Source organism: Xanthomonas bromi (assembly GCF_900092025.1).
Lineage (GTDB): Bacteria > Pseudomonadota > Gammaproteobacteria > Xanthomonadales > Xanthomonadaceae > Xanthomonas > Xanthomonas bromi.
Genome location: NZ_FLTX01000018.1, coordinates 44,992 through 71,539 on the forward strand (window position 1 = coordinate 44,992; position 26,548 = coordinate 71,539).

At 64.6% G+C, this 26,548-nt stretch carries 23 protein-coding genes, 1 tRNA gene, 1 other RNA gene and 3 pseudogenes; 9 read left to right on the top strand and 19 right to left on the bottom strand.

The features are described from left to right. Nucleotides 1–219 precede the first annotated feature (219 nt). From recQ to XBLMG947_RS06500, 3 genes are all read left to right on the top strand, one after another. Nucleotides 220–2,016 carry a DNA helicase RecQ gene (gene recQ / locus XBLMG947_RS06490; RefSeq protein ID WP_065467055.1) on the top strand — a complete coding sequence of 599 codons (1,797 nt, stop codon included), beginning with the start codon at nt 220–222 and terminating at the stop codon, nt 2,014–2,016. 138 nt (nt 2,017–2,154) lie between these two features. Next, nucleotides 2,155–2,637: a DUF2059 domain-containing protein gene (locus XBLMG947_RS06495; RefSeq protein ID WP_065467057.1), complete on the top strand. Its 483-nt coding sequence runs from the start codon at nt 2,155–2,157 to the stop codon at nt 2,635–2,637. 78 nt (nt 2,638–2,715) lie between these two features. After that, nucleotides 2,716–3,120 carry a response regulator gene (locus tag XBLMG947_RS06500; RefSeq protein ID WP_065467059.1) on the top strand — a complete coding sequence of 135 codons (405 nt, stop codon included), beginning with the start codon at nt 2,716–2,718 and terminating at the stop codon, nt 3,118–3,120. Nucleotides 3,121–5,135: 2,015 nt separating this feature from the next. On the opposite strand, the gene XBLMG947_RS06510 is transcribed toward XBLMG947_RS06500, so the two are convergent. Beyond that, nucleotides 5,136–5,846, bottom strand: coding sequence for an rRNA pseudouridine synthase (locus tag XBLMG947_RS06510; RefSeq protein WP_065467062.1), 711 nt, complete (start codon nt 5,844–5,846; stop codon nt 5,136–5,138). Nucleotides 5,847–6,076: 230 nt separating this feature from the next. On the opposite strand from XBLMG947_RS06510, the gene XBLMG947_RS06515 reads away from it, so the two are divergent. From XBLMG947_RS06515 to XBLMG947_RS06525, 4 genes and pseudogenes are all read left to right on the top strand, one after another. Continuing rightward, nucleotides 6,077–6,283 carry a hypothetical protein gene (locus tag XBLMG947_RS06515; RefSeq protein ID WP_065467063.1) on the top strand — a complete coding sequence of 69 codons (207 nt, stop codon included), beginning with the start codon at nt 6,077–6,079 and terminating at the stop codon, nt 6,281–6,283. Nucleotides 6,284–6,305: 22 nt separating this feature from the next. Beyond that, on the top strand, nt 6,306–6,551 hold the full coding sequence (locus tag XBLMG947_RS23345) for a hypothetical protein (protein ID WP_181093167.1): 246 nt from the start codon (nt 6,306–6,308) through the stop codon (nt 6,549–6,551). A gap of 234 nt (nt 6,552–6,785) precedes the next feature. Continuing rightward, nucleotides 6,786–8,964, top strand: a pseudogene (locus XBLMG947_RS23920) (methyl-accepting chemotaxis protein). Between the two features lie 223 nt (nt 8,965–9,187). Continuing rightward, nucleotides 9,188–9,520, top strand: a pseudogene (locus XBLMG947_RS06525) (LysR substrate-binding domain-containing protein); the annotation flags it as partial. Nucleotides 9,521–9,788: 268 nt separating this feature from the next. On the opposite strand, the gene XBLMG947_RS06530 reads toward XBLMG947_RS06525, so the two are convergent. Both XBLMG947_RS06530 and XBLMG947_RS06535 read right to left on the bottom strand, forming a co-directional pair. Next, nucleotides 9,789–10,148, bottom strand: a complete 360-nt coding sequence (locus XBLMG947_RS06530) for a response regulator (RefSeq protein WP_065467064.1) — start codon at nt 10,146–10,148, stop codon at nt 9,789–9,791. Further along, nucleotides 10,145–11,152 (bottom strand): sensor histidine kinase, encoded by a 1,008-nt coding sequence (locus tag XBLMG947_RS06535; protein ID WP_065467065.1) that lies wholly within the window; start codon nt 11,150–11,152, stop codon nt 10,145–10,147. Before XBLMG947_RS06535 ends, XBLMG947_RS06530 begins: the two co-directional genes overlap by 4 nt. A gap of 276 nt (nt 11,153–11,428) precedes the next feature. Here XBLMG947_RS06535 and queC point away from each other — a divergent pair, with 276 nt between their 5' ends. Further along, nucleotides 11,429–12,103 carry a 7-cyano-7-deazaguanine synthase QueC gene (gene queC / locus XBLMG947_RS06540; RefSeq protein WP_065467066.1) on the top strand — a complete coding sequence of 225 codons (675 nt, stop codon included), beginning with the start codon at nt 11,429–11,431 and terminating at the stop codon, nt 12,101–12,103. A 47-nt stretch (nt 12,104–12,150) separates the two neighbouring features. Then, a tRNA-Lys gene (locus tag XBLMG947_RS06545) sits at nt 12,151–12,226 on the top strand. Between the two features lie 235 nt (nt 12,227–12,461). Here XBLMG947_RS06545 and queE read toward each other — a convergent pair. The 16 genes and pseudogenes from queE to XBLMG947_RS06625 all read right to left on the bottom strand — a co-directional run bounded on the left by queE (nt 12,462) and on the right by XBLMG947_RS06625 (nt 26,512). After that, nucleotides 12,462–13,145, bottom strand: a complete 684-nt coding sequence (gene queE, locus XBLMG947_RS06550) for a 7-carboxy-7-deazaguanine synthase QueE (RefSeq protein ID WP_065467068.1) — start codon at nt 13,143–13,145, stop codon at nt 12,462–12,464. A 44-nt stretch (nt 13,146–13,189) separates the two neighbouring features. After that, a complete protein-coding gene (gene ybgF / locus XBLMG947_RS06555; RefSeq protein WP_065467070.1) occupies nt 13,190–14,008 on the bottom strand; it encodes a tol-pal system protein YbgF in 819 nt (272 codons plus the stop codon). Between the two features lie 6 nt (nt 14,009–14,014). After that, complete coding sequence (gene pal, locus XBLMG947_RS06560; protein ID WP_029220381.1) at nt 14,015–14,533, bottom strand: peptidoglycan-associated lipoprotein Pal; 519 nt, start codon at nt 14,531–14,533, stop codon at nt 14,015–14,017. A gap of 57 nt (nt 14,534–14,590) precedes the next feature. Next, nucleotides 14,591–15,910: a Tol-Pal system beta propeller repeat protein TolB gene (tolB, locus tag XBLMG947_RS06565; RefSeq protein ID WP_065467072.1), complete on the bottom strand. Its 1,320-nt coding sequence runs from the start codon at nt 15,908–15,910 to the stop codon at nt 14,591–14,593. Between the two features lie 253 nt (nt 15,911–16,163). Then, nucleotides 16,164–17,204, bottom strand: a complete 1,041-nt coding sequence (gene tolA / locus XBLMG947_RS06570; RefSeq protein ID WP_065467074.1) for a cell envelope integrity protein TolA — start codon at nt 17,202–17,204, stop codon at nt 16,164–16,166. Next, nucleotides 17,194–17,643: a protein TolR gene (gene tolR / locus XBLMG947_RS06575; protein ID WP_005913652.1), complete on the bottom strand. Its 450-nt coding sequence runs from the start codon at nt 17,641–17,643 to the stop codon at nt 17,194–17,196. Before tolR ends, tolA begins: the two co-directional genes overlap by 11 nt. A 157-nt stretch (nt 17,644–17,800) precedes the next feature. Then, the gene (gene tolQ / locus XBLMG947_RS06580) at nt 17,801–18,580 is read right to left on the bottom strand and encodes a protein TolQ (protein WP_003482569.1); all 780 of its coding nucleotides are present in this window, start codon (nt 18,578–18,580) and stop codon (nt 17,801–17,803) included. Nucleotides 18,581–18,591: 11 nt separating this feature from the next. Then, the gene (gene ybgC, locus XBLMG947_RS06585; RefSeq protein WP_065467076.1) at nt 18,592–19,050 is read right to left on the bottom strand and encodes a tol-pal system-associated acyl-CoA thioesterase; all 459 of its coding nucleotides are present in this window, start codon (nt 19,048–19,050) and stop codon (nt 18,592–18,594) included. Between the two features lie 52 nt (nt 19,051–19,102). Next, a complete protein-coding gene (gene ruvB, locus XBLMG947_RS06590; RefSeq protein WP_065467078.1) occupies nt 19,103–20,143 on the bottom strand; it encodes a Holliday junction branch migration DNA helicase RuvB in 1,041 nt (346 codons plus the stop codon). A gap of 39 nt (nt 20,144–20,182) precedes the next feature. Then, nucleotides 20,183–21,302, bottom strand: a pseudogene (locus XBLMG947_RS21225) (SMI1/KNR4 family protein). 2 nt (nt 21,303–21,304) lie between these two features. After that, complete coding sequence (locus XBLMG947_RS06600) at nt 21,305–23,212, bottom strand: potassium transporter Kup (RefSeq protein WP_065467080.1); 1,908 nt, start codon at nt 23,210–23,212, stop codon at nt 21,305–21,307. Nucleotides 23,213–23,410: 198 nt separating this feature from the next. Next, the gene (gene ruvA / locus XBLMG947_RS06605) at nt 23,411–23,995 is read right to left on the bottom strand and encodes a Holliday junction branch migration protein RuvA (protein ID WP_065467082.1); all 585 of its coding nucleotides are present in this window, start codon (nt 23,993–23,995) and stop codon (nt 23,411–23,413) included. Between the two features lie 118 nt (nt 23,996–24,113). Then, the gene (ruvC, locus tag XBLMG947_RS06610; protein WP_065467084.1) at nt 24,114–24,638 is read right to left on the bottom strand and encodes a crossover junction endodeoxyribonuclease RuvC; all 525 of its coding nucleotides are present in this window, start codon (nt 24,636–24,638) and stop codon (nt 24,114–24,116) included. 128 nt (nt 24,639–24,766) lie between these two features. Continuing rightward, entirely contained in the window at nt 24,767–25,495 is a 729-nt protein-coding gene (locus tag XBLMG947_RS06615) for a YebC/PmpR family DNA-binding transcriptional regulator (RefSeq protein ID WP_065467086.1), read from the bottom strand. An 89-nt stretch (nt 25,496–25,584) separates the two neighbouring features. Beyond that, nucleotides 25,585–26,262: an alpha/beta hydrolase gene (locus XBLMG947_RS06620; RefSeq protein ID WP_065467088.1), complete on the bottom strand. Its 678-nt coding sequence runs from the start codon at nt 26,260–26,262 to the stop codon at nt 25,585–25,587. Nucleotides 26,263–26,436: 174 nt separating this feature from the next. Beyond that, a non-coding RNA gene (locus XBLMG947_RS06625) (sX9 sRNA) lies at nt 26,437–26,512 on the bottom strand. Nucleotides 26,513–26,548: the final 36 nt, after the last annotated feature.

The window sequence follows — 26,548 nt, forward strand, 5'->3', positions numbered from 1 at the left end:
GTGCCTTGGAGCGCCCGCGCCGCAAGCGCGGGCCGGGGCGCGGAGAGGGGTTGGGGTGAGGGTACGGGGCGAAGCCCGCGTCATCCCAACCGCATAAGCCTTCAGTGCGTACCCCGCGCTCCGACACACAGCACATCGCGGCAATCTCCGATCTGCCATCGCGCACGATTGACGCCACGCCACCCGACCAGGCCTTGACCCGCGCGGTATCCTAGGCCGATGTCTTCTCCCGCCCACGAACTGCTCAGTCGCGTCTTCGGTTACGACGATTTCCGCGGCCCGCAACAGGCCATTGTCGAACACGTCGCCGCCGGTAACGACGCCCTGGTGCTGATGCCCACCGGTGGCGGCAAATCGCTGTGCTACCAGGTGCCGGCGCTATTGCGCGATGGCATCGGCATCGTGGTCTCGCCACTGATCGCGCTGATGCAGGATCAGGTCGAAGCCCTGCGCCAGCTCGGCGTGCGCGCCGAATTTCTCAATTCCACCCTGGATGCAGAAAACGCCCAGCGCGTCGAACGCGCGTTGTTGTCCGGCGATCTGGACCTGCTGTATGTCGCGCCGGAGCGCCTGCTGACCCAGCGTTTTCTCTCCTTGCTGGAACGCAGCCGCATCGCGCTGTTCGCCATCGACGAAGCGCATTGCGTCTCCCAATGGGGCCACGACTTCCGCCCCGAATACCGCCAGCTCACCGTGCTGCACGAGCGTTGGCCGCACATCCCGCGCATGGCGCTCACTGCTACCGCAGACCCGCCCACCCAGCGCGAGATCGCCGAGCGTCTGGACCTGGTGGAGGCACGCCACTTCGTCAGCTCCTTCGACCGCCCGAACATCCGCTACACCGTGGTGCAGAAGGACAACGCGCGCAAGCAGCTGCAGGAGTTCCTGGGGCGTTATCGCGGCTCGGCCGGCATCGTCTATGCAATGTCGCGGCGCAAAGTCGAAGAAACCGCTCAGCAGCTGTGTGCGCAAGGCTTCAATGCCCTGCCCTATCACGCCGGCCTGCCGGCCGAGGTGCGCGCAGAAAACCAGCGGCGCTTCCTGCGCGAGGACGGCATTATCATGGCCGCCACCATCGCCTTCGGAATGGGCATCGACAAGCCGGACGTACGCTTCGTGGCGCATGTGGACCTGCCCAAGTCGCTGGAGGGCTACTACCAGGAAACCGGCCGCGCCGGACGCGACGGCGACCCGGCCGAAGCCTGGCTCTGCTACGGCCTGGGCGATGTGGTGCTGCTCAAGCAGATGATCGAACAGGGCGAAGCGGCCGAAGAGCGCAAGCGCCTGGAGCGCGCCAAGCTCGATCACCTGCTCGGCTATTGCGAATCCATGCAATGCCGCCGCCAGGTGCTGCTGGCCGGTTTCGGCGAGACCTACCCCAAACCTTGCGGCAACTGCGACAACTGCCTGACACCGGCTGCCGCCTGGGACGCCACGGTGGCCTCGCAGAAGGCGCTCAGCTGCGTCTATCGCAGCGGCCAGCGCTTCGGCGTGGGCCATCTGATCGACATCCTGCGCGGCAGCGAAAACGAGCGCATCAAACAGCTTGGCCACCACCAGTTGAGTACCTACGGTATCGGCCGCGACCTGGACGAACGCACCTGGCGCGGTGTGTTTCGCCAACTGGTGGCCGCCAGCCTGCTGGAAGTGGACAGCGAGGGCCACGGCGGCCTGCGCCTCACCGATGCCAGCCGCCAGGTGCTCAAGGGCGAGCGCCAGGTGATGATGCGGCGCGAAAATCCGGCTGCCGGGCGCGACCGCAGCGCGCAACGCACCGGCCTGCCCGTGCAGGCGCAGGATCTGGTGCTGTTCAACGCCTTGCGCGGCCTGCGCGCGGAACTGGCCAAGGAACAGAACGTGCCGGCGTTCGTGATCTTCCACGACAGCACGTTGCGCAACATCGCCGAACAACGGCCGACCAGCATCGACGCACTCTCACGGGTGGGCGGCATCGGCGGCGGCAAGCTGGCGCGTTACGGCGCGCAACTGATCGAGATCGTGCGCGAACAGGGCTGAGGCAGCGGCGTGTGTCGAAACAAGACTGCAGACGGCACAACGATCTGCAAGATCGACAGCGCGCATTCAATCAGCCGTTGCTAGCTTCGTACAGCGAGTTGGCACGCGCTGCCAGCCCCTCTTCGTAGAGTCCAACCGATGAAACGCAGCCTGCTTCTCCTGGTCACGCTGTTCGCCACCGGCAGCGCACTCGCCCAAACCAGCGATGGCAAAGCCGAGACTGCGGCACCGCGCTCGCTGGACCTGAGTATTCCGCAGGCCCCGGTGCAGCTGCGTTCGGATCCGGAATACAGCACCGACCCGCCGGGCACCTTCTACGGCGACAAGAGCGGCCCCAAGCCTGCGCTGGCCCGGCCAAGCGCTGCATCCATCGCTGCCGAGCGCGCCGAGCAATGCCAGGGCAAGCTGCATGGCGCGGTCGAAACCGGCCTGGGCTATTCCAACCGCGGCGGCAACAGCAACTGGCAGGCGGTCAACCTGAATTCCTGCAAGACCTACTACGACGACGACGGCAAGGCGCATCAGATCGGCGTCAGCATCAGTGTCGGGCGCGGCGAAGGCCCGGTCTTTAGCCCGCATTACGTACCCGGCGGCTACGGCCCCGGCCCATTCGGTTGGTAGCCATACAGTTCCGTCTGCGTTGACGGAGGGTTCACTGCCGCATCGTTGAGAATGTGTCTTGCCTTACGAGACCTGCTCATGCCACAGAACAAGGAACGGCCGGTGGTATTCGTTGTCGAAGACGGCGATGGCACCCGACAACTGAGCTGCCTTGTGCTGGAGAGCTACGGTTTCACCTGCCGCAGTGCCGGCTCGGTCGAAGAAGCATTGACCCTGATCGAAAGTGACCCGCGCGTCGACGTGCTGTTCTCCGACATCCACTTCCCTGGCGGCTTGACGGGTGTGGATCTGGCGCTCAAGACAGCGTATGCGCCTTACAACTTGCCAGTGCTGCTGACTTCCGGCCTGGCGGTGGAATACGTGGAAGAGATCCTGCCCGACGGCGTCGCCTTCCTGGAAAAGCCTTATACCCCCGAGCAATTGCTGAGCGCGATCCGCAGCGTGATGGCCAAGCACCGCGTGCTGGCAACCCCGGTCGCGTAGCACTAGCGGCCGCGACTGGGCGGCGCCCGCATAATCCCGGTACGAAATGCCAGCCGTCGCGCGATGCGCTGGCACGGGGATTGACCATGACACAGCAGTACCAGCGACGCGGCACGCTGTCGGCTTGGTGCAGCCGTGGCTTATGCCAGGGGAAACACGAAACATCGAGTGACCGTCGCCATGGCTGCGCTGTGCGGTTGCGCCATGGTCATAACTGACGCAACCCAGCAGATTCGCGTCGACACCAAGACGGCCGAGCGGGATTCATCGCCGGCCCAGACTGCTTTATCTGCAACGCTATGGCAGTTTGGCGCTGAGTCCGGCCAGACCGCACAGGTACACCGTTCCGCGCGCGATCTGGATGTGACGTGGGTCCTGCCCGGCCGGCTAGTGCGATGTCGCTGGCCGTTCCATTTCCCACGCCAGCATGTGCATCTAGGGCAACATCTTGATCGGTGAGGCGATCGACGCCATCGTTGATCACACCAGGGGCACCAGCTACATCTACCCGAGTTGGGTCCAGCTGGTGTCGGGCAAACACTGAGTTTCGACCGCCATCGCGAAGACCGGAGCCAGCCGTTACAGGGCGAGAACGCGCAAGGTGTTGCCGTTGCAAATGCCAGTTCAAACAGCCGCGCACACGACGCGCCGGTCACCCTGCCGCTGGCAAACGAACCGGCGCTCTCCGCACAGGCAGGCGTTACGGCCGCACCCGTGAGCACTACGCCTGCGGGACCGGCCATGTCGAGCGAGCCGGCGGCGAGCCACGCCCAGCGCATCGGCAACGGCTTGCAGTGCGGCACTGTACAGGCCACCAGTGCCGCGCGCTTCGGCGCTGCACCTTGCAGATCGTTTGCTCGGGCTTGCGTTGCACCTCCACGTTTCAGTGACGGCAGCAAGCAGCGTGATGCGCACGGCCAGCTGTCACCTACGCGTACGTGCGACGGCTGTCGGGAACGCCCCGACGGCCTGTCGGCGCGCCCCCGATTTACTTGAAAAGCGTCTTATTTAAACTACAGCCACCGGACGCGAGGCCAGTTGGCCGCTCAACTCGTGGGGCGCTGAGCACGCCCCTGCCGGAACACCGATGCTGTGCGTAGACCCGATGCAAAGGTGTCGCAGCCTCCCTTCGATCTGCGCGTGCGTGCTTCCGTGCAGTCGTCTTAGCGCGGAGCGATTGCCGCCGGGTCCGATATTTGGAAGATCTGCGTGGTGCTGCAATGTGGCCGCCCTTCAACTGCCATCGCGGTCGCGTAGCAGTTCCTTGACACTCCATCCGCGCAGCGTGCTGATCTGCGTGCATTCACCCCGCAAGCGTCAGCCTGGCCGCGATCTCACGCGCAGCTGTCCTCAATCTCGAATGACACAGCAGACACGCGCGCCCCATAGAGCAAGGCAGCCAGTTCATGCTTGCATTGATCGCGGCAAGCCAATGCAGGATTCCGAGCGACACGTAGATCGTCGAAAACAGCACTCTTGCGTCAACGACGCAGCGGGAACACCCCGACTCGTCACTGCAGCAAGCCAAGCATTTCACGCGATCAAGCAGGCTGCTCGCTAGGCTGACGTCATTGCGGCATTGGGCTGCACAAGACTGTCAGGAGTTCTTCATGGGCGACAATTCGTTTTTATCACCGGCCTTCATCATCCTGGTCATCGGTGTGATTGCCGTTGTGCTGTTTCTGGTCACGCGCGCCAAGAAAAAGCGCAACAAGGACTAACCCGCGCATGCACTGACGCGCACGAGTGATTGCGCTTCCGACACAGCAGTGGCGTCATTGCAGGTCACTCAGGCGGCGGTCGACTTTAGTCGGCCTTTGCTTGATCAAACAGGTCGCTTCGCATCTTCATCCAACGAACAAGCTTGCGCCGCGCTCAGGCTCACGCCCGTCTCCTGCTTGCATGAAGCCCGCAAGTGCCAATAAAGACCGCGCTGACAGCACTGCACCTGTTCTCGCTCCATACAAGCCAACGTGACAACGAAAGCGACGCAATCGCACACGTCGATGCTGTGCTCAGAACCGCTCGCCCGCCGGCAGATAGCGCCATTCGCCGATCGCCAGTTTGCCCAGCGACACCCGGCCCACGCGCAAACGGCGAATGCTGACCACCTCCAGCCCCACTTCGCCGCACATGTAGCGCAGTTGGCCCGGCTGCACGTGCTTGATTGCAAACCGCAGGCGGTCTTCGTTTTGCCAGCTCACCTTGCACGGCGACAGACTGCGCTGCTGGTAGACAAGCCCATGCGCCAGCCGCGCCATGCCGTAAGGGCGCAATTCGCCCTGCACTTCGACCAGGAATTCCTGCTCGATGGAACTGGCATCGGCGCTCAGCCTGCGCAGCACGCGGCCGTCCTGGCTCAGGATCAGCAGGCCGCTTGCCGCGTCTTCCAGTGGCAGCGGCGCAGTGAGCCGCAGGAAGTGCCGCTTCAGCATGCGCGTGTCGGAGTGATCCAGTGCGCTACGCGTTGCCGGCGTGGCCAGCGCCAGCGCGGCATCGGCGGATACGCCTGCCGGCTTGTGCAGCAACAAGGTGGCGGGCTCGGCAGGCGCCAGCACCGCATTTTCGGCCAGGGTCACCTGCGCCGCGGTTGCGAGTGCCTGCGGTTCTTCGGTGACCACCCCATCCACACTCACCCAACCGCCCTCGATGTACTGCTGGGCCTCGCCGCGCGAGCAGCCGAAGGCGGCAGCCACGCATTTATCGAGACGGATCGGTTCGGACATCGGGCGAGCTCAGCATCAGGGCACGGCAGTGTACGTGCTGGATCCTCGCCTGCGTGAGTCGCTGCATGGCACGATGGATCACCCCACCGATGCATCCGATGACGCACATGCACAGCGCGCAGCTGCGTGTGGCCAGCGCAACTGCGCACGCCGTGTGCACCAGACAATGGCAAGCGCTTCTGTGCCGCGCGACAAAGTGGGAAACTTGACGCCCACACAGGAGATTACAGATGTTCATCAAGTTCGGGACCTCCCGGGTCCGCCTCAACCATATCTCCGTCATCAGCGACCCGTTCAACGCAGGCGAAAGCTTCGGATCCTACTGCCACTCGGTTCGGGTCGGGCTGATCTCCGGCGAAGAGGTGATTGCGCGCTTCAATAGCGAGAGTGGCGCAGAGCAGCTACATGCCGACGTGCTCGCCGCGCTCGAAGCCTGAGCGAGCGATCCCCCATCGCGCCGTGCCGCTTGCGCGCGCGATGGGTCGCAGTGCCGCGCGTGATGCATGGCATCGTGCTGCGACGCGGCAATACTTCGGGTTTGCACGCGCGTCCGCTTGCCGGCGCTCCGCATGGCTCAGGCAATGCCCGATCGGCAAGGACGGGCTGCCCGGTATCGCCGACGAACTCGACCATGCGTTGCGGTCCATTCGTGTCGCGCACGTCACTCGGGTGATGCTGCGTCGGCAAAACGTCGGAAAATCGTGACGTCGATGGCATGCCGCGATACACCCACATCCTGATGAATGCATGCATTGCAGCGTGTATGTCAGGACCTGGGAATTGCTGTCGGGAAAATTTCTATCTGTAATGAATCATCCGTAAGCATTTCCGACTAATGGCCTTTAGCCACGCACAATCCGGCCGCTAGCTGGGTAAGACGCTGGAGTCGATGCACCCCGCATCCACCGAGCTGCTCAGTTGCGCTACCTGGACGCGGTCATGAATGACTTTCTGCAACGCCTCAATGTCGGCCGTCGCCTCGGAATGGCGTTTGGCATCTTGATCCTGCTCTCGGGCCTGCTGGTGGCGACCGGCCTGATCACCATGTCCAATGCCCGTTACGAGTTGGATGCCATCGTCAACAACAACATGGAAAGAATCCGGCTGTCCTCCGAAATGCTCGATGCCAACACCAACGTGGCAATCGGCTTGCACGACATCGTGATGGCTTCCGGCGATGCAGCCAACCGCGTAGCCCTTGCCATGATCGAGCAGAACCGCACGCGTTATCACCAAGCCCACGACGCGCTGGCAGCGATGCCGAGCAACGACCTGGAAAAGGCCGCACTCAAGCGCGTCCAGGAAAAGCGCGACGTCTCGGTCAAATTCAACAACCAGATTCTCGACGACGGCATGCGCAACCAGAAGCGGGAAGCGCAGGCGTTGCTGCAAGGCGCTGCCGCGACGGCGATGAACGAACAACAAGCTGCCATCCGCGCCAATGCCGCACTGGAACGTCGGCTCAGCAAGGAGGAATATGCAGCTGCGGTGGCATCCATGCACCGTGGCAAAATCGTCCTGGCCAGCGGCGGTATCGCTGCGCTGATGATCAGCGCACTGCTCGCGTGGTTGATTACGCGCAGCCTGACCACGCCGTTGAGCCAGGCCACACGCACTGCCGAAGCCATTGCGGCAGGCAACCTGCACAACGATGTGCACACCATCGCAACGGATGAAACCGGTCTGTCTGTTGCAGGCCATGGACAAGATGCAACTGCAGCTGCGCAACCTGATCGCGGCACAGACCGACATGGCCAGGCATCACGACAACGGCCAAATCAGTTTCCGCATCGACACCTCCGCGTTTCCGGGCGATTACGGTCGCATGGCCAACGACACCAACCTGTTGGTCGACTCACATGTCGCGGTACAGAACGATCTGGCGCGCATCATGGGGCGCTATGCCATCGGCGAACTATCAGAAGACATGCAGCCCTTGCCGGGCGAAAAGGCCGTCTTCAGCAACACCATGTCGCAGGTCAAGCTCAACCTGTCGGCGATGAATCACGAGATCAAGCATCTTGCGCAGGCAGCGGCCAACGGCGATTTCGGAGCGCGTGGCGATGTCGAACGCTTCCAGTTCGACTTCCGCATCATGGTCGAGAGCCTCAACCACCTGATGTCCACTGCAGACGGCAATCTGCAAGCGCTGTCGGCCTTGCTGCAATCCATCGCAGCGGGCGACCTCACCGCACGCATGAGCGGCGAATTCCGCGGCGTGTTCGCGCAGATGCGCGACAACGCCAATGCAACGGCGCTCCAGCTGGCGCAGATTGTTGGCAACATCCAACAGTCGGCGGTGTCGATCAACGCGGCGGCCAGCGAGATTGCCGCCGGCAACCAGGACCTGTCACAGCGAACGGAGCAGCAAGCGGCAGATCTGGAAGAAACCGCTGCCTCGATGGAAGAGCTGACCTCCACCGTCAAGCAGAATGCCGAGAGCGCACGCCAGGCCAATCAGCTGGCGATCGGCGCCGCACGCGTGGCGTCCCAAGGCGGCGATGTGGTGGGCAAGGTCGTGGACACCATGAGCGGTATCGAAGCCTCATCCAAGAAGATCGCCGACATCATCAGCGTCATCGACGGCATTGCCTTCCAGACCAACATCCTGGCGCTGAATGCCGCGGTGGAAGCGGCCCGCGCAGGCGAACAAGGCCGCGGCTTCGCGGTGGTGGCCTCTGAAGTGCGCACGCTGGCGCAGCGCTCGTCCGGCGCGGCCAAGGAGATCAAGGACCTGATCGACGATTCGGTCCAACGCGTGGCAGAAGGCTCGGCACTGGTGCACAGCGCCGGCAAGACCATGGGCGATGTGGTGGCCAGCGTGCAGCGCGTCACCGACATCATGGGCGAAATTTCGGCGGCATCGCAGGAACAATCCGCCGGCATCGAACAGGTCAATCACACCATCACCCACATGGACCAGGCGACGCAGCAAAATGCGGCACTGGTGGAAGAAGCCACTGCCGCTGCACGTTCGATGGAAGAACAAGCCGTGCAACTCACCGAAGCGATGGCCATCTTCAAGATCGAGGCACGGCAGGCACGGCAGGCACGCCGGGCAGACACGCGCGCAGCTGCGCCGGTTGCACATCTACTGAACAAGGTTCGCAACGCATAAGCCGCTGCACGGCGCACTGGCTGCTCTAGAAAGCGCAGCTGGTGTACGCATCGACGCTGGTGTCAGCGGCAATCGCACCACACCAGCTAACGCCGACCGCGCGCCCTCGGAGGCGCGCGGGGCGGTTGCAGCTACGCCGTAGACATCCCAAGAAGTAGCGCTCCATCAGCGACTCCGCAGACAGCCGAGACGTAAAACCATTACGTGCATACCGCCCGTGCGCATGCTTGTTTTCAATCGCAAGGACACCTTGCAGGCCCGGTTCGTCAGGCGGATCACGCGTACCCGGTTAGCCCCGCTCACGCATTACCTGCCCACCTCCACCGGCTTTGTCCAAGCCGCTGCACGCGGGCTGGGCTGGTGCCTGGCGCCCGAAGCGATGGTGATGCCTGCGGTGCGCAACCAGCAGGTCGTCATCATCGACTCCACCCGCTGGCTCGACGTTCCGCTTTATTGGCAGTACGCCGCGGTGCACTCAAATGCCTTGCAGCAACTCAGCCGGGCATTGCGCGAGGCGGCTGCCACCAGCCTGCGTGGCAGCAGATCAATACGATAGCCGCCGGGATCACTACCGGCTCATCGTCAGGCCGCCATGCGCCGACGGCGTGCCGCATTTGCCAGTGCCAATCGACGCGTCGTCGGTATCCGCCTCGTTAGCCGGGTGCTCGGTGTGGAGGGCGCGCGCTGACGTTACTCCAGGCACGGCGTCCGCGCCTGTGTATTGCCTGCGGTGTCAGGTGCGCCAAGACGCTATTGGCAGTGCGCGATATCGAACGCGTCACCCGCAACCAATGTCATTCAACTACGGCACGACCTACGATGGATCACTCGGCACCGCACTGCTGCAACAGCGATAGCGCGTGTTCCAGATCGCGGAAATGGAAAGGCTTCTGCAGGCCATGCCGATGCCGGTACTTTTCAGGAATTCCGCACTGCGCATAGCCTGTCACGAAGATGTAAGGCACGCCGCGCGCGTCCAGTTCTTCTGCAATCGGAAACGACAAGGTGCCGCCGAGATTGATGTCCAGCAGCGCCAGATCGAGATTGCCTGCCTGCACCGCTTGCAGCGCGGCGTCCACGTCGGCGACGGTTGCTGCCACCTCGTAGCCCAGCTCTGCCAGGCAGTCCTCCAGCAGCATCGCCACCAACGACTCGTCTTCGACGAGGAGCACGCGCATGGTCATGGCCGTGCCTCGGCAAGCTCGAGGGGCAACGGGATGGAGATGCGGAAGCACACGCCGGCCGGGTCGAAGGACAGATCCACCTCGCCCTTGAGGTCGTGCTTCAAGCCACGCTCCAGAAGACGCGTGCCGAACCCCTTGCGCGTGGGCGGCTGCACGGGCGGCCCACCAGCCTCTTGCCAGATGAGCTCAAGCAGCTCCTGCTCCCCGCGTGTGCTGCGCCTCCAGGAAACCAGCACATTCCCATCCGGCGCCGACAATGCACCGTGCTTGAGCGCATTGGTACACAGCTCGTGCAACGCCATCGACAGCGCCAGTGCGCGCCGCGGATCCAGATGACAGGACCCGCCCTGCAGTGTGAAGCGCTGACTGTCGTGCGACTCATACAGCGCAGCAGCATCGCGGGTCAGCTCCTGGATGTCGGCACTGACCCAGTTCTCGCGCGTCAACGTGTCGTGCGCCCGCGACAGCGCCAGTAAGCGTGCATCGAGCTTTTCCTGTGCGTCGGCAATACTGGTGGCGTTGGTGAACGACTGTCGCGCCAACGATTGCACCATGACCAACGAATTCTTGACCCGATGGTTGAGCTCATTGATCAACAACTGCAGATGCTGTTCGTGCTGTTTGTGTTCGGTGATGTCGCGCGTGGCGCCGGCGATCGCTTCGACCTTGCCATCGGGCCCGAATACCGGGGTAAAGATGTAGTCGTAGAAACGCAGGCCATTGGTCGTATGCGGAAACGGCACTTCGCCGCGCACCGTTTGGCCTGTTGCGATCACCCGCTCGATTTCCTCATCGTGCATGGCCGCATGCCAGGGCTCATACCCCAATTCCAGGCAGGTCTTGCCGCAAGCGTCTTCCCAACGCATGCCCCACATCGTCAACAGTGCCTGATTGGCGTAGACGAAGCGGTGCTGAAGATCGAATACGTATAAAAGATCCGGTGTCGCCTGTAGCAGAGCCTCGTAAATGCGCGACTTCGCTGCGTCTTCCTGATGCTCGGCCATTACGTCATGGTCCTGAAATTGAAGCGAACGATAAATGGACCCACGTGAACGCCCGATCATGCGGATTTGACGCGCGAATGGAGCGTAAAGCGCCCGCCGCCGTCCGAGAAAACGGGCAGCGATCGGCCCGATCGCGCAAGCGCATCCCACCCGTCCGTGCCTGCACAGGCCGAATCTCCACCAGCCGAATCCGGACCGGCGATCGACCGCCCGGTCGCCCTGCACCGCCGTCCCTGATAGCCTTCGGCCCTATTCCGCAGTCATCGCCGATCTGTCATGAAAAAAGCCGTTGTTCTGTTGTCCGGTGGCATGGATTCCGCCGCCGTCATCGCACTTGCGCAGGAGCAGGGCTTTGCCGTCTACGCGCTGAGCGTGCGCTATGGCCAGCGCCATACGTCAGAACTGGACGCCGCCGCACGCGTTGCCGCCGCGCAGGGCGTCATCGCCCACAAGGTCGTCGACGTGGATCTGCGTAGCATCGGCGGCTCGGCGCTGACCGACGACATCGACGTCCCCGATGCCGGCGGCGACGGCATCCCGGTCACGTATGTGCCCGCGCGCAACACCATCATGCTGTCGCTGGCGCTCGGTTGGGCCGAGGTCATCGGTGCAAACGACCTGTTCTGCGGCGTCAATGCGGTGGATTACTCGGGCTACCCGGATTGCCGTCCCGAGTTCGTGCGCGCCTTTGAAGTGCTGGCCAACCTGGCAACCAAGGCAGGCGTAGAAAGCGCGGGTCTGCGCGTGCACGCACCGCTGCAGTTCCTCAGCAAAGCCGACATCGTCCGTGAAGGCATGCGCCTGGGTGTGGACTTCGGCCTTACCGTCTCCTGCTACCGCGCCAACGCCGACGGGCGCGCCTGCGGCCACTGCGACGCCTGCCGCCTGCGCGCCGCCGGCTTCGCCGACGCCGGCATCCCCGATCCCACGCACTACGCCATTTTGTCTTGACGCCCACGTAGGGTAGACTGCGCACCCCGACGCAATGTCGGGTCAGTGGGCCGTTAGCTCAGTCGGTAGAGCAGAAGACTTTTAATCTTTTGGTCGATGGTTCGAATCCATCACGGCCCACCACACGCGGCATTGCTTTCAGCGATGTTCTCTGCTCCGCAATTGCGCAGTTTCAGGTGGACCGTGCAAGCGCGCGGACACAGGTGTGCCGCGACGCTAATGCGTCAACGTCGCTGTGGCTTCCGGGTCTTTGTCGCTTTGCAGGATCGCCCGCTGCCTGAGCAGAACAACGCACCGTCTGGATCTGTTCGTCAACGTGACGCACTAGCCTAATACGCCGCGCTACGCGCCTTGACTTTCAGCGCCCAGGCTCGTCATTCCAAAGCAGCTTGTGCAGCTGCATCTGGAAGCGCACGGGCAAGCGGTCGGCCACGATCCAGTCGGCCAGCTGTCGCGGGCTTACCTCACTTTTGCTGGGGGAAAACCACACCGTGCAGCGGCGGTGCAGCGCGTGCGCGGCGACGATTTCGCGCGACCATTCGTAATCGGCGCGGCTGCAGATCACGAATTTGATCTGGTCGCGCGCAGTCAGCAGCGGCAGGTTTTCCCAGCGGTTGCGCGCTTGCTCGCCGGATGCGGGCGTTTTGATGTCGACCACGCGCGAGACGCGTGGATCGACTGCAGACACGTCCAGCGCACCGGAGGTCTCCAGCGACACGTCGTAACCGGCATCGCAGAGTTTCTGCAGCAGTACCAGACAGCGCTTCTGCGCCAATGGCTCCCCGCCGGTCACGCAGACATGGCGCACGCCATGACTGGCGACTTCGGCGACGATGGCGTCGATGTCGTGCCACTCGCCGCCATGGAAGGCGTAGGCGGTGTCGCAATACTGGCAGCGCAACGGACAGCCGGTCAGGCGAACGAAGACCGTGGGCCAGCCGGCGGCGTCGGCTTCGCCTTGCAGGGACAAGAAGATTTCAGTGATCTTCAATCGCGGCAATGGCGATTGGATGATCTCGCTGGGGACGGCGGCGGCGTTCATGGGCAAAGTATGCGCCGTGCCGAGAGGCACCGACGCGGCACGGCTCAGCGCAACTGCTGGCCGAGGCGGATGGACTGCACGCGTTCCTGCGCAACGCGTGCTGCGTCGGTGCCGGGATACTGCGTGGCGACCTGCTGCAAGGTCCGCTGCGCTTCGTCGCTCTTGCCTTCGCCATACTGCGACAGGCCGAGCTTCAACAAGCCGCCAGCGGCCTTGTCGTGCGTGGGATAACGGCTGACGAGATCGCGAAACTGCGCCTCGGCCAGCTGGAAATTGCGGGTGGCGTAGTAACTCTCACCCAGCCAGTACAGGGCATTGGGGGTGTAGACGCCGTTGGGATAAAGCTCCAGAAAGCTCAGGAACAACTGCGATGCATCGTCGTACTTGCCGTTCTTCAACGCGTCGAACGCCACATTGTAGGCAGTACGTTCGTCGCCGCTGACAGCCAGGGTGCCTGGGTCGCCATGAACGGTGGGCGGCTTCTCGGAAGTTGCCGCCGCTGCAGGCCGCGCGGCAGGTGCCGGGGCCGGGGTGACGCTGCCGGTCGCTGGGGGCGCTGGCGGAGTCGCACCACCTGCACCTTCCAACCGATTCAGACGTCCGTCCAGGTCCAGATACTGGTCCTTGGACTGCTGCTTGAGTTGCTCGTTGTCGTGCTGCAGTTGTTCGACGGTCGCCCGCAACGCCTGCAGGTCCGAACGCGCCTGCTGCAGCTGGTTGAGGAGATCGTTATTGGCCTGACTACTGGCCTGCTGCTGCTCAAGCACGGTCACACGATCAGCGAGACTGGCTCGCTGCGCGTATGCCGGCGCGGCGACCACAAGGGCCGCCGCGACGAACAGGGATGTCACTCGAAAGCGCATCGCTTCTTACTGAGCCGTGTACACGATTTCGACGCGACGGTTCTGCGACCAGCAGCTTTCGCTGGTTTCGGTGCAGACCGGACGCTCTTCACCGTAGCTGACGACGGTCAGCTGGCTGGCCGAGCCACCGGCAGCCTGTAGCGCCGACGACACGGCATTGCCGCGACGCTCGCCCAGACCCATGTTGTACTCACGCGAACCGCGCTCGTCGGCATTGCCCTGCAGGGTGATGCGCGAGGAAGGACGGTCACGCAGGTACTTGGCGTGGCAAGCCATGATGGCCTGGAATTCCGGCTTCAGGGAGTCCTGATCCAGATCGAAGTAAACAACGCGCTGGCGCAGGCAGGCATCGGTATCCAGGTCGCCCGGACCGTACAGGCCGGAGGTGGACGGGCCGGTGGGAACCGAGGAACCAGCGGTGGTGTCGGTTGCAGGAGGCGGCGTTTCCTTCACCTTCTTCGAGCAACCAGCCAGCACGGCGACGGACAACAGGGAGACAAGCAAGACGCGGGTGGACTTGTTCATGGGATACCTATGGAGGCTCTGGGCCAATGAGTGGTTTAACGCAGCGAAATATTAACATTAATGCGCGGTTCGGTAAGGCCCCCATGCAGGTTCTCTCACATCACCGTCGGCCAGAACCAGACGCTGGCGCACTCGAGCGTCGGAAGAGACGGCGTAGAGCACGCCACGGCCGCCTTCGCGCGCGGCGTACAACACCATGCTGGCGTTAGGCGCGAAGCTCGGCGATTCGTCCAGCGAACCCGGCGACAGCGAGCTCCAGCTGGGCGAACCCAGGCTGCGGTCCATCATTGCGATGCGGTAGCTGTTACCACTGCCCTGCGCCACGGCAATCTTCTTGCCGTCGAACGACACACTGGCGGTGGCGTTGTAGTTACCCTGGAAGGTCACCCTGTTGGCGCTGCCGCCGCTGGCGGCGACCTGGTAGATCTGCGGACGACCGCCGCGATCGGAGGTGAAGTAGATGCTGCCACCGTCCGGCGCCCAGGTCGGCTCGGTGTCGATGCCGAAGTGGTTGGTGAGCTGGGTCAGCTGCTTGCTGCCCAGGTCCATCACGTAAATTTCCGGATTGCCGCTGCGCGACAGCGCCAGCGCCAGGCGACGGCCGTCGGGCGAGAACGACGGTGCGCCGTTGATGCCGCGGAAGCTGGAAACCAGTTCGCGTGCGCCGGTGGCGATGTCCTGCAGGTAGATCGACGAATTGCCGCGCTCGAAGCTCACATAGGCCAGCTTCTTGCCGTCCGGGCTCCAGTTCGGCGACAGCAACGGCTCGGCCGAGCGCACGATGGTCTGCGGGTTGTAGCCATCCGAGTCGGCCACCATCAGCGCATAGCGCATGGCGCCGCCCTTGCCGCTGGCGGTCACATACGCGATGCGGGTCCAGAACGCGCCGCGCACGCCGGTGATCTTTTCGTAGATGGCATCGGCCATCTGATGCGAGACATCGCGCATGGCGTTGGCACGCGCGGTCATCGCCAGGCCCAGCATGCGCTCGCCCTTGGCCACGTCGAATAGCTCGTACTCCACGCGATAGGCGCCGTCGCCGGCGTCCATGACGCGGCCGACCACGATGTAGTTCTGCTTGAGCGTGCGCCAGGTCGGAAACTGCACCTCAGTGCCACGGGTCGGCTTTTCGACGATCTGCGCGGCCGGCAGCGTACGGAACTGGCCGGAACGGTCCAGATCGGCGCCAACCACGGCTGACACGTCGGTCTGCGGCGCGGTGCCGGAGCCCTGATACGGCATCGGAATGACAGCGATCGGCGTGGCCGAGGCGCTACCGCCGACGATATCGATAGTGAGCCCTTGCTGCTGCGCGAACGCGCTCAGCGGCAACAACAGGGCGGTCAAGGCAGCTAGCCAACGCAGCGGTTTTTTCATGGACGGCTCGGATCGGGCAGGAAAAGTGTGCAAGGGATAGCAATCAGCGGGTGAACATACTCGCAATCGTGAATGAGGTGACGTGAAAATGGAGCGAGCGATCGTGTACCGACATAGGCGGCACCATTGCCCGGTCGCGTTGGCGTGGCGACTCGCAGGCTGTCGCGCGGGGGAGCCGCGTGCACACCAAGACCAATAACCCTCTCACCGCCACCAGGCTGCGGCGCCAAGGGCAGCCGCAGCACGACGACAGTCACTGATCCTGCGCGGTGAACACGAAAGTCAGATTGCGCTGGAACACCGATTCGAATCCGCGATACGGCAGCGGCTGCGCGCTCAATACCGCCGCCTCGATCGAGCGCTGACCTGCCTCGTCGTAGGGGCAGCCCGGCGCGACCTTGGCCTCCATCACGCTGCCACCCGGCAACTGACGGATGTTGATGGTGCATTTCTGGCCCGGCGGCACCGACGGCGGGCGCACCCACTGCGCCAACACCTTCTGCTGGATCGCCGCGGCGTACTTGGCCGACAGATCGGTACTGGTACCACCCTGCCCTGCGGTCGGCTGCGCGCTGGTCGCAGCGGCCGCCGAGGCCTGCTGCGCACGTGCAGCGGCGACCTGGCGCAATTTCTGCTCGGCCAGCGCCGCGTCCTTATCGGCCTGCGCGCGCTGGCGGCGGATGTCGGCGATCTTCTTCTGACGCTCGGCGTCTTCCGCCGCCTGCTGTGCGGCCGCCTGCTTCTTCTTGGCGTCGGCTTCTTCCTGCTGCTTGGCCAGACGCAACTTCTGTTCGGCCTCTTCCTGGCGTTTGCGCTCGGTCAGATCGATCTGTTCCTGGCGGCGCTTGGCTTCCTGTTCCTGCTTGGCCTTTTCGGCGGAAATGGCCAATGCGTCGACCTTGTCCTGATCGACCTTGTCGGGTTGGGCGACGCGCTCCTGTGCCTGCGCCTGCTGTGGCGTGGGCGCATCCTGCGGCCGCGGCTCGGGGATCGGCTGCGGCGGCGGCACGCTGTCTTCCGGCGCGGGCTCGGGCAACGGCGCGGGCGGGGGCGGTGTCTCGACGGGCGTGGCCTTCAGTGCCTGGCGCGCAACACGCGCATCGGCGGCGGACACGTCCAGCGAGGCTTCCATGCTGGGGTCGCCGGCTGCCGGCTCGACCGAGCGTTCGGGCGACCACAGCCAGCCGGCAATGAACACCAGAGCGACCAGCACGTGCACGACCAATGCCAGGACGACCGGTCGTAACCAGCCGTCTTCGCGCGCACTTTGAGTGGGGAGTGCGTCAGCGTGCATCGCTGCCTGCAGTGCCGCCGGAGTCGGAAATCAGGCCGACCTTCTCGACCTTGGCCTGCTTGAGCACATCGATGGCGTCCATGATCTTCTGGTACGGCGCAGCGCGATCGCCGGCCACCACCACGCGCGCATCCTTGTCTTGCGCCACGATGGCAGCCAGCTGCGCCTGCAGTGCGGCCACGTCCATCGCCTGCGGCTTGCCCTTGGGCAGTTGCAGGGCCAATTTGCCATCGGCGGCGACCACCACCACCACCGGGTCCTGCTTGCTCTCCAGCGCCTTGGCGCGCGAGCTGGGCAGGCTGACGTCGGTGCTCAGGGTCAGCAACGGTGCGGTCACCATGAAGATGATCAGCAGCACCAGCATCACGTCGATATACGGCACGACGTTGATGTCGGATTTGAGCTTGCGCTTCTTGCGGCGGGAAATACCGGAGATCATCGCGAAACGTTCCTCATTAGTCCTCGGCGCCGGGCGGCAGCGTGGTCGCACAGTGCCCGGGTGAGGGACACCTGCAGATCGCGCTGCGCACCGACACGACTGGCTTTCCCGACCGCTTCCCGCGTAACGCCGTGCGGGTGCGTGCCGGGAGCGCGCATCACTCGTCCGCGCCAGCCTGGCGCTGCAGGATGGAGCTGAACTCGTCGGCGAAGGTTTCGTAGCGCACCGACAGCCGCTCCACGCGCGTGGTGAAGCGGTTGTACGCCCACACGGCCGGGATCGCGACGAACAGACCGATGGCGGTGGCGAACAATGCTTCGGAGATGCCCGGCGCCACGGCCGCGATACCAGCCTGTTCGCCGCTGCTGACCATGTCGTGCATCGTCACCATGATGCCGAACACAGTACCGACCAGGCCGACATAAGGCGCGGTGGAGCCGATGTTGGCCAGCAGTTCGAGATTGCGCTCGAGCTGATCGACTTCGCGGGTAAACGCGGTCCGCATGGCGCGCTGTGCGCCTTCCAACTGCACGCGTGCATCCAGGCGACGACGGTCGCGCAGACGCGAGAACTCGCGGAAGCCGCTTTCGAACATCGATTCCAGACCACCGACGGTCCGGTTGCGGTCGGTTGCCGAGGCGTACAGCTTGGCCAGATCCGCACCGGACCAGAAGCGGTTTTCGAACTCGTCCGCCTCGCGGTTGGCCTGCTTGAATGCACGCGCCTTGCGGAAAATGATCACCCAGCTGATGAACGAGCCGATCAGCAGCAGCAGCACGATGATCTTGACCGGGATACTGGCGCGCAGGATCAGGTCTACATAGTTGATGCTGCTGTTGTGCGCCACGCTGGCGGTCTGCGCCGCAGCAGCGGCGACGTCCTGCGGTAGCGCTTCCACTACCGTGTCCTGCAGGGCCAGGAGCAATGCAATCGACATCCGTTCGTTCCTCAGTAATCGGATTCTGTGGTTTCTAAAGCTTTCAACACGTCATACAGCGCATCGTCCATGCCGCGCGGGCGGAAGTCGCTGGCATCCAGTGCGGCAATGCGCACCTCGGCGGTCAGCAGCACTTCGCCTTCGCGACGGACCGATTGCGCGAACAGCAGGCTAGCCCGTCTGCATCGCAGCAGCACCGCCGACACTGACAGCGCGTCGTCGAGCCGGGCCGGCTTGAGGAAATCCAATTGCATCGAGCGGACCGCAAACACCAGACCGTGCTCCTGGCGCATGCGCTCCTGCCCGTAACCGAGCGCGCGCATCCACTCCGTGCGCGTACGTTCCATGAAAGCGACGTAGCGCGCGTGGTAGACCACCCCGCCGGCGTCGGTATCTTCCCAGTAGACGCGTGTCGGCCAACTGAATACAGACGAGGATTCGGGAGTTGGGAGTCGGAATTCGATGGTCATGGGCACGAAATTTCGATCGGGACCGCCCGGGCGAGTGAGCAACGGAGCGCCATCAAAACAGGTCTCCCGGTTCGCCGATGGCCGGAGCGCGGTCGCGCGGGGGCTTCAGTCCCAGGTGCAGATAGGCCTTGGTGGTGACCATGCGGCCGCGCGCGGTGCGGATCAGAAAGCCTTGCTGGATCAGGTAGGGCTCGATCACATCTTCCAGCGTGCCGCGCTCTTCCGACAGCGAGGCGGCCAGCGATTCCACGCCGACGGGGCCACCATCGAAGTGTTCGACGATGGTGCGCAACATGCGGCGATCGAGCTCGTCGAAGCCCTCCGGATCCACTTTCAGCATCTGCATGGCCGCTTGCGCCACCGGCAGATCGATATGTCCGGCTGCCTTGACCTGGGCGTAGTCGCGCACGCGCCGCAACAGCCGGTTGGCGATACGCGGGGTGCCACGTGCGCGACGCGCGATTTCCGCCGCGCCTTCGGGCGTGCAGTCGATGCCCAGAATCGCCGCCGAGCGGATCACGATGCGGGTGAGCTCTGCCGGCGAATAGAACTCCAGCCGCTGCACGATGCCGAAGCGGTCGCGCAACGGTGCGGTCAGCAGGCCGGCGCGGGTGGTGGCGCCGATCAGGGTGAACGGCGGCAGATCGATCTTGATCGAGCGCGCGGCCGGGCCGTCGCCGATCATGATGTCGATCTGGAAATCTTCCATCGCCGGGTACAGCACTTCTTCCACCACCGGCGACAGCCGATGGATTTCGTCGATGAACAATACGTCGTGCGGCTGCAGGTTGGTCAGCAGCGCAGCCAGATCGCCGGCCTTTTCGATCACCGGCCCGGAGGTGGAGCGCAGGCTGACGCCCAGCTCGTTGGCGATGACGTGGCTGAGCGTGGTCTTGCCCAACCCGGGCGGGCCGAAGATCAGCACGTGATCCATCGCCTCGCCGCGCGCCTTGGCGGCCTGGATGTAGATGTCCATCTGCTCGCGCACCGGCTGCTGGCCAAGATAATCGGCCAGGCGCTTGGGGCGGATGCTCGCATCGGCGGCATCGTCTTCGCGGGTGGCGCTGCTGGCGATGATGCGCTGCTCGGTCATCCCGCCATCTTCGCATGCTGCGCGCGGATGGCCCAGCCTCTAGCAATCCAGCTCGGCCTGCCGCAGTACACCGAAGAACGCGTCGAAGCTGCATGGGCGCCAGGTGGGCACCAGTTGCTCCCAGAGCTCGAAATAGACCACCTCCGGCTCGCACTGCGGGCCGCGTGCGCGGTAGTCCAGGCACAACAGGCTATCCACGTTGTGACACGACAGCACCAGCACCTGATCCAGCCCAGCGTGCAGGCAGGCCGCCGCGCGGAAGTCGGGTGGGTCTTCGAAGCCTGCGGCCAGATCCAGCACGCTGCCGATCTGCGCCAGCGGCGGCAGATCGCGATTCACCAGCACGCATTCCCAATCCACGTAACGATCGGACGGAAAGCGGGTTCGCGGCACCCAGCACCAGCTGGTGTCGCCGCCGTCCTGCACCGCATACAGGCGCTTGAACAGCTCCGGCAGTCGCACGCCCAGCCGCGCTTCGGCAGCGGCGAAGGCATCGGCGTGGGCAGCGGCTGCGTGCTCGCTCCAGTGCCCGGGGCCACTCCAGAACGTGGTCATTGCGGGCGGCTGCGGTTGCCACTGCACCACATCTCCGTCGTGCGTGGCCTGCAAGGCGGGTGACCAGTAGTGGACATCGACCAGTTGCGAGAGCAGCGCGTCCACGTTGGCGAACAGCGCCAGCCGGCACTTGTTGGCTGCATCGACGTAGGCCAGGGTGGGCTCGGCATCCGCTGCCGAATAGTCCAGGCACAGCGCCCGGCTCGGCGAACGGTCATCGGCGGCGATGACGATCAGGCGGTGATCGTCACCACCGCTGGCAAGACCGGCAAAGGCGTCGTCGCGGAAGTCCTCGCAGGCGCGCACTTGCGCAAAGGAAAACAGCTCCGTGCTGCCAAGCAGGCGGGCACGCGGGATCAGCCATTCGGCCTTGAGCCAGTTGTCCGGCTCCTCAAGGGACTGACCACGCGCCATCCGCACCGCGCCGCCGTCATAGCGTGCGTACAACACTCACATAGCCAGGCTGGCAGACGGACACCGAGACGCGCTTCCATCGTGGCGAGGCGGCCTCGGTTGCCGGCACGCGCCCGAGGTTGAGCGCTTCATCCCATAAGGTCTCCAGGCTCGGCGAGCACCCGTAGACCATCCACTTGAGCGCGGCCACGCTCAGATCTCCACTTGCGCACCCAACTCGACCAGGCGGTTGCCGGGGATGCGGAAGAACCCGGTGGCCGGGGCGGCATTGCGATGCATCAGCGCGAACAGCTTGTCGCGCCAGATCGGCATGCCGCGGTTGGCGCTGGCCACGATGGTTTCGCGACTGGCGAAATACGTGGTGTCCATCGGATCGAAGTAGGCCCCGCCCTGGTCGCAGGAGCGCATCAGCGCCAGCGGCACGTCCGGGGTTTCCATGAAACCGAAGCGCACATGCACGCGGTAGAACTCATCGCCGATCGCATCGATCTTCAGCCGTTTCCCGGCAGCCGCGTACGGCACCTGCAGAGTCTCCACGGTCAGGAACACGTTGCGCTCGTGCAGCACCTTGTTGTGCTTGAGGTTGTGCATCAGCGCGTGCGGCACCACCATCGGGTCGGCGGTCAGGAATACCGCCGTGCCGGGCACACGCACCGGCGGCGCCAGCATCAGCCCGGGCAGGAAGGTATCGAGCTTGATGCCGTCCTTGCGGATCTCGTCGTGCAGCAGCTTGCGGCCGCGGCGCCAGGTGCGCATCAGCGTGAACAGAATCAGGCCCAGCAGCAGCGGGAACCAGGCGCCGTCCAGGAACTTGATGATGTTGGCGTAGAAGAAGGCGCAGTCCACCGCCAGGAACACCAGCGCGAACAGCCACAGCAGCGGCGCCGGCACGCGCGGATTGGTACGCGCATAGATGACCATCAGCACGGTGGTGATCAGCATGGTGCCGGTCACCGAGACACCGTACGCGGTGGCCAGCGAGGTCGAATCACCGAAACCGATCACCGCCACCGCCACCATCGCCAGCAGGCACCAATTCACCGCCGGCACGTAGATCTGGCCGATGGTGGAGTGCGAGGTGTGGCGAATGTGCATGCGCGGGATGTAGCCCAGTTGCATGGCCTGGCTGGCCACCGAATAGGCGCCGGTGATCAGCGCCTGCGAGGCGATCACCGTGGCCGCAGTGGCCAGCACGATCATCGGGTACAGGGCCCACTCCGGCACCGCCTCGTAGAAGGGGTTGCTGACCGCGGACGGATCGCGCAGCACCAGCGCCCCCTGCCCCAGGTAGGTCAGGGTCAGCATCGGCAGCACCACGAACTGCCAGGAGCGGCGGATCGCCTTGGCGCCGAAGTGGCCCATGTCCGCGTACAGCGCCTCGCCGCCGGTTACCGCCAGCACCACCGCGCCAAGCACGAACACCGCATGCCAGTTGTGTTCGGCGAAGAAGCGCACGCCCCACCATGGGTTCAGCGCATGCAGCACTTCCGGCGCTTGCACCATGTTGTAGACGCCGATCGCGCCCAACGCGAAGAACCAGACCAGGGTGATCGGGCCAAACGCCTTGCCCACGCGCTCGGTGCCGAAGCGCTGGGCCAGGAACAGCATTCCCAGCACCGCCAGGGTGATCGGCACCACGAACGGCTCCAGCTTGGGGGCGGCCACTTCCAGGCCTTCCACCGCCGACAGCACCGAGATGGCCGGTGTGATGACGCCGTCGCCGAAGAACAGCGAGGCCCCGAAGATGCCGAGGATGCCGACCACGTACATCGAGCGCGAACCGCCCGGCAGGGTGCGTTGCGCCAGCGCCGTCAACGCCATGATGCCGCCCTCGCCGTCGTTGTCGGCGCGCATGATGACGGTGACGTATTTGAGCGTGACCACCAGCATCAGTGCCCAGAACACCAGCGATAGGATGCCCAGCACAGTGTCGTGGTCCGGGGTCAACCCGTAATGGGGTGAAAACGCCTCCTTCAGGGTATACAGCGGGCTGGTACCGATATCGCCGAAGACGACGCCGATCGCGCCGATGACCAAGGCGGTCTGGCTATTGGCGGGCGCGTGGGTGGAGCCGGCTGCTGATGTAGGGGTGTGGGACATGAGGTAAGCAATTTTCGCCAGACAGCGTGAAGATGGTGAGGGACACAGCGCCTGCCGAAGGCGTCCGCACGAACGTCGCAGGCCACCAGCGTAAGGGCCGGCCGCATGCAAGGATGCGTAGTGTACGAGCCGCCCCCCCTGATTCCGAGTGACGGCCGCGCCCGTTTGGCGACTAGGCAGTCATTTTGGCGGCTGCGCTCAACGCAGCGCGGCTTGCAGCGCCTTGCGAATAACCGTGGCGACTTCGTCGCCTTCTGCTCCGGCCTCGCGCGCCATGCGCGCCGCCTCGGCCGGCTTGTAACCCAGTTGTTGCAGGGCCACGGTGGCTTCAGAGACGGCGTCAGGACCCAGTTGGCCGGTGATCGGCGCGCCGCTGCTGAAATCGGCGGCGCGGTCGCGCAGTTCCACCACCATGCGCTCGGCGGTCTTCTTGCCGATGCCGGGAATACGCGTGAGCGCGGTGATGTCGCCGCTGGTGATCAGGCGGGCGAACTCGTCCACACTGACCCCGGACAGCACCGCCAGCGCGATCTTGGCACCGATACCGGTAACCTTCTGTACATCGCGGAACAGCCGCCGCTCACCTTCGCGCAGGAAGCCGTACAGCGCGACGCTGTCTTCCTTTTGCGTGTAATGGGTGAACAGGATGACGTCGCGGCCGACATCGGGCAGGTCGTAGAAGGTGCTCATCGGCGCCTCCAGCTCATACCCCACCCCGCCCACGTCGATCACCAGCCACGGCGGCTGCTTGTAGGCCAGGATCCCGCGCAGACGGCCGATCATTGGGCAGCGCCGCGGCGGTGCCGGGATTGGGGAATCGGGAATGGGGAATCGACACAGCGCGCGCTGTCGTGGACCCTGCGTTTGGGATTCCCGATTCCCGATTCCCGATTCCCGATTCTCATCTTTTACGGCTCCAGGCCTGTTGGGTATTGACGCCCAAGCGTTGCGCGGTGGCGCGGACGTGGGCGTGAGTGATGGCGACCGCCAGTGCGTCGGCGGCGTCGGGCTGCAGCTTGCCCTTGAGGTTGAGCATGATGCCGACCATGTGCTGCACCTGCACCTTGTCCGCGCCGCCCTTGCCGACCAGCGCCAGCTTGACTTCGGTGGCCGCGTACTCGTGCACCGGCAGGTCGCGCATGACCACGGCGCAGATTGCCGCACCGCGGGCGTGGCCGAGCTTGAGCGCCGAGGCGGCACTTTTGCCCATGAACACTTTTTCGATCGCCACCTCATCCGGCCGGTAGGTCTCGATCAGCTCGCCCAGTCCCTGCAGCAGCCGCTTGAGCCGCTGGGAGAAATCGCCTTCGCCCAGCAATATCAGCGGCGCGTGATGCACATGCCGGCTGCGACCGCCCTCGTCGATATCGATGATGCCGATGCCGGTGCGCTGCGAACCGGGATCGATGCCCAGGATGCGGGTCATCGAGGGGCCGGGATTGGGGAGTCGGGAATCGGGAATGGGTAAAGCAGAGCGTTGGCGTCCCTAGTCATGCCAGTCTCGCCAGGAGCGGCTTTTTCGATTCCCGATTCTCCATTCCCAATTCCCGGCGCTTACGCGCCGAGCGCCGCTTGATCGACGTTCGAATAGACGTCCTGGACGTCGTCCAGGTCTTCGAGCATGTCGAGCAGCTTGCGGACCTGCACGGCGGTGTCGCCGTCGACGGCGATGTCGTTTTCGGCGCGGAAGGTGATTTCGGCATGGGCCGGCTCCAGGCCGGCGGCGGCCAGGGCGTCATTGACCTGGGCGAAGGCGTCCGGTGCGGTCAGCACGTCGACGGCGCCGTCTTCCGGGTACACCACCACGTCGTCTGCGCCAGCTTCGATCGCCGCGTCGGTGAGCGTGTCTTCATCCGCACCGGCTGCGAAGCTCAGCACGCCCAGGCGCTTGAACATGAAAGCCACCGAGCCCTCGGTGCCCATGTTGCCGCCGCATTTGCTGAAGGCATGGCGCACGTCGGCCACGGTGCGCACGCGGTTATCGGTCAGGCAGTCCACGATCACCGCCACGCCGCCGGGCGCGTAGCCCTCGTAGCGCACCTCTTCGTACTCCACGCCTTCCAGCTCGCCGGTGGACTTCTTGATGGCGCGTTCGATCACGTCCTTGGACATGTTCGCCGACAGGCCCTTGTCCATGGCGGTGCGCAGGCGCGGGTTGTTGGACGGATCGCCGCCGCCGGCGCGCGCGGCCACGCTGATCTCGCGGATGATCTTGGTGAACATCTTGCCGCGTTTGGCGTCGGAGGCGTTCTTGCGGCCTTCGATCGAGGGACCTCTACCCATGGGTGGTTCCGGACTGGCTTGGATGACAGGGCGCGGATTTTACCTGATTGCTTGCACTCACCGGAGCCGCGACATCCGGCAGCGGATGTTCAAGACGCAAACCGACCGCTGCGCAGGAAGGACAGCGCCTGGGCGGCGGCCTCGGGCGAGCGCAACAGACCGCTATGACTGGCGTGCACCACGCAATGGTCCTGCAGCCCGGGCAGACGGGTTTCGGCCAGCGCCACGGTGCCGTCCGAGCCCTCGGCCAGCGGCGCCAGCCAGCGGCCGACGCCGCGCGGCACGCACCCGGCCACCTGGCCGATCTGCGCCTGCCCGTCCCAGCGCGCAAACCCTTGCTGCAACAGGGCGGCGCTACGGCCCATCGCCCAGACGCCGCCACGCCGGGCCAGCCCGCGCGCGGCAGCGCTGCCGCACAGGGGCGAGCCCAGGCAGACCACGCGGCGCACCGGCAGGTCGGGGGCATCGCACAAGGCCTGCAAGGCCATCAGCCCACCCAGGCTGTGGCAGACCAGCAATTGCGCGCGGCTGGTGCGCAGGCGTTCGATCAAGCGCGGCACGGCCTGCGCCGGCCCGCCGAGCACGCTGGCATAGCCGAACAGCGCCGGTGCCAGCCCATCGGCGCGCATCCGGTATGCAAGCGGCAGCAGCCAGTACACGGTGTTCCAGATGCCGTGCACCAGCAACACGTCGGCGGTGGCGGTGACCGCGTGCTTGCGCGGACTGCGACGGGGAATGACCGGGATGGCCGACGATGGGCTGGACAAAGGCGTGGTGACCGGGAGGGGAGGCAAACGTCAGGCGGGTGCCTGACGCGCGTACGGTGTGCAGTGAACATCGCGGGTCATGAACGGGTACATGCGCTATGCCGATCGTGCGGTAAACGCCGCGCACGGCTGAGCGAACGCGGCGTCACTTCGTACGAATGCCTGGCTCAGAGCGGCTAACAACACATAGCGAGCGGTCGTCGGGTGGGTGCGGACGGCGCGGAGGAACCGGAGTGTACGACTGGTAGATGCCGATTCCGAGCACCGGCCGCGCCCGCCTGGCGGT

Excerpts from the sequence above, each read along its gene's own strand:
- pal (WP_029220381.1), bottom strand. The coding sequence starts at position 14,533 with ATGAACAAGTCCACCCGCGTCTTGCTTGTCTCCCTGTTGTCCGTCGCC.
- queE (WP_065467068.1), bottom strand. The coding sequence starts at position 13,145 with ATGAACGCCGCCGCCGTCCCCAGCGAGATCATCCAATCGCCATTGCCG.
- recQ (WP_065467055.1), top strand. The coding sequence starts at position 220 with ATGTCTTCTCCCGCCCACGAACTGCTCAGTCGCGTCTTCGGTTACGAC.
- XBLMG947_RS06530 (WP_065467064.1), bottom strand. The coding sequence starts at position 10,148 with ATGACCATGCGCGTGCTCCTCGTCGAAGACGAGTCGTTGGTGGCGATG.
- ruvB (WP_065467078.1), bottom strand. The coding sequence starts at position 20,143 with ATGACCGAGCAGCGCATCATCGCCAGCAGCGCCACCCGCGAAGACGAT.
- XBLMG947_RS06615 (WP_065467086.1), bottom strand. The coding sequence starts at position 25,495 with ATGGGTAGAGGTCCCTCGATCGAAGGCCGCAAGAACGCCTCCGACGCC.
- ybgF (WP_065467070.1), bottom strand. The coding sequence starts at position 14,008 with ATGCGCTTTCGAGTGACATCCCTGTTCGTCGCGGCGGCCCTTGTGGTC.
- XBLMG947_RS06495 (WP_065467057.1), top strand. The coding sequence starts at position 2,155 with ATGAAACGCAGCCTGCTTCTCCTGGTCACGCTGTTCGCCACCGGCAGC.
- tolQ (WP_003482569.1), bottom strand. The coding sequence starts at position 18,580 with ATGTCGATTGCATTGCTCCTGGCCCTGCAGGACACGGTAGTGGAAGCG.
- queC (WP_065467066.1), top strand. The coding sequence starts at position 11,429 with ATGAAAAAAGCCGTTGTTCTGTTGTCCGGTGGCATGGATTCCGCCGCC.
- ruvA (WP_065467082.1), bottom strand. The coding sequence starts at position 23,995 with ATGATCGGCCGTCTGCGCGGGATCCTGGCCTACAAGCAGCCGCCGTGG.
- XBLMG947_RS06515 (WP_065467063.1), top strand. The coding sequence starts at position 6,077 with ATGTTCATCAAGTTCGGGACCTCCCGGGTCCGCCTCAACCATATCTCC.
- XBLMG947_RS06500 (WP_065467059.1), top strand. The coding sequence starts at position 2,716 with ATGCCACAGAACAAGGAACGGCCGGTGGTATTCGTTGTCGAAGACGGC.
- XBLMG947_RS06535 (WP_065467065.1), bottom strand. The coding sequence starts at position 11,152 with ATGGCCGAGCATCAGGAAGACGCAGCGAAGTCGCGCATTTACGAGGCT.
- ybgC (WP_065467076.1), bottom strand. The coding sequence starts at position 19,050 with ATGACCATCGAATTCCGACTCCCAACTCCCGAATCCTCGTCTGTATTC.
- tolA (WP_065467074.1), bottom strand. The coding sequence starts at position 17,204 with ATGCACGCTGACGCACTCCCCACTCAAAGTGCGCGCGAAGACGGCTGG.
- XBLMG947_RS06510 (WP_065467062.1), bottom strand. The coding sequence starts at position 5,846 with ATGTCCGAACCGATCCGTCTCGATAAATGCGTGGCTGCCGCCTTCGGC.
- tolR (WP_005913652.1), bottom strand. The coding sequence starts at position 17,643 with ATGATCTCCGGTATTTCCCGCCGCAAGAAGCGCAAGCTCAAATCCGAC.
- ruvC (WP_065467084.1), bottom strand. The coding sequence starts at position 24,638 with ATGACCCGCATCCTGGGCATCGATCCCGGTTCGCAGCGCACCGGCATC.
- XBLMG947_RS06600 (WP_065467080.1), bottom strand. The coding sequence starts at position 23,212 with ATGTCCCACACCCCTACATCAGCAGCCGGCTCCACCCACGCGCCCGCC.
- tolB (WP_065467072.1), bottom strand. The coding sequence starts at position 15,910 with ATGAAAAAACCGCTGCGTTGGCTAGCTGCCTTGACCGCCCTGTTGTTG.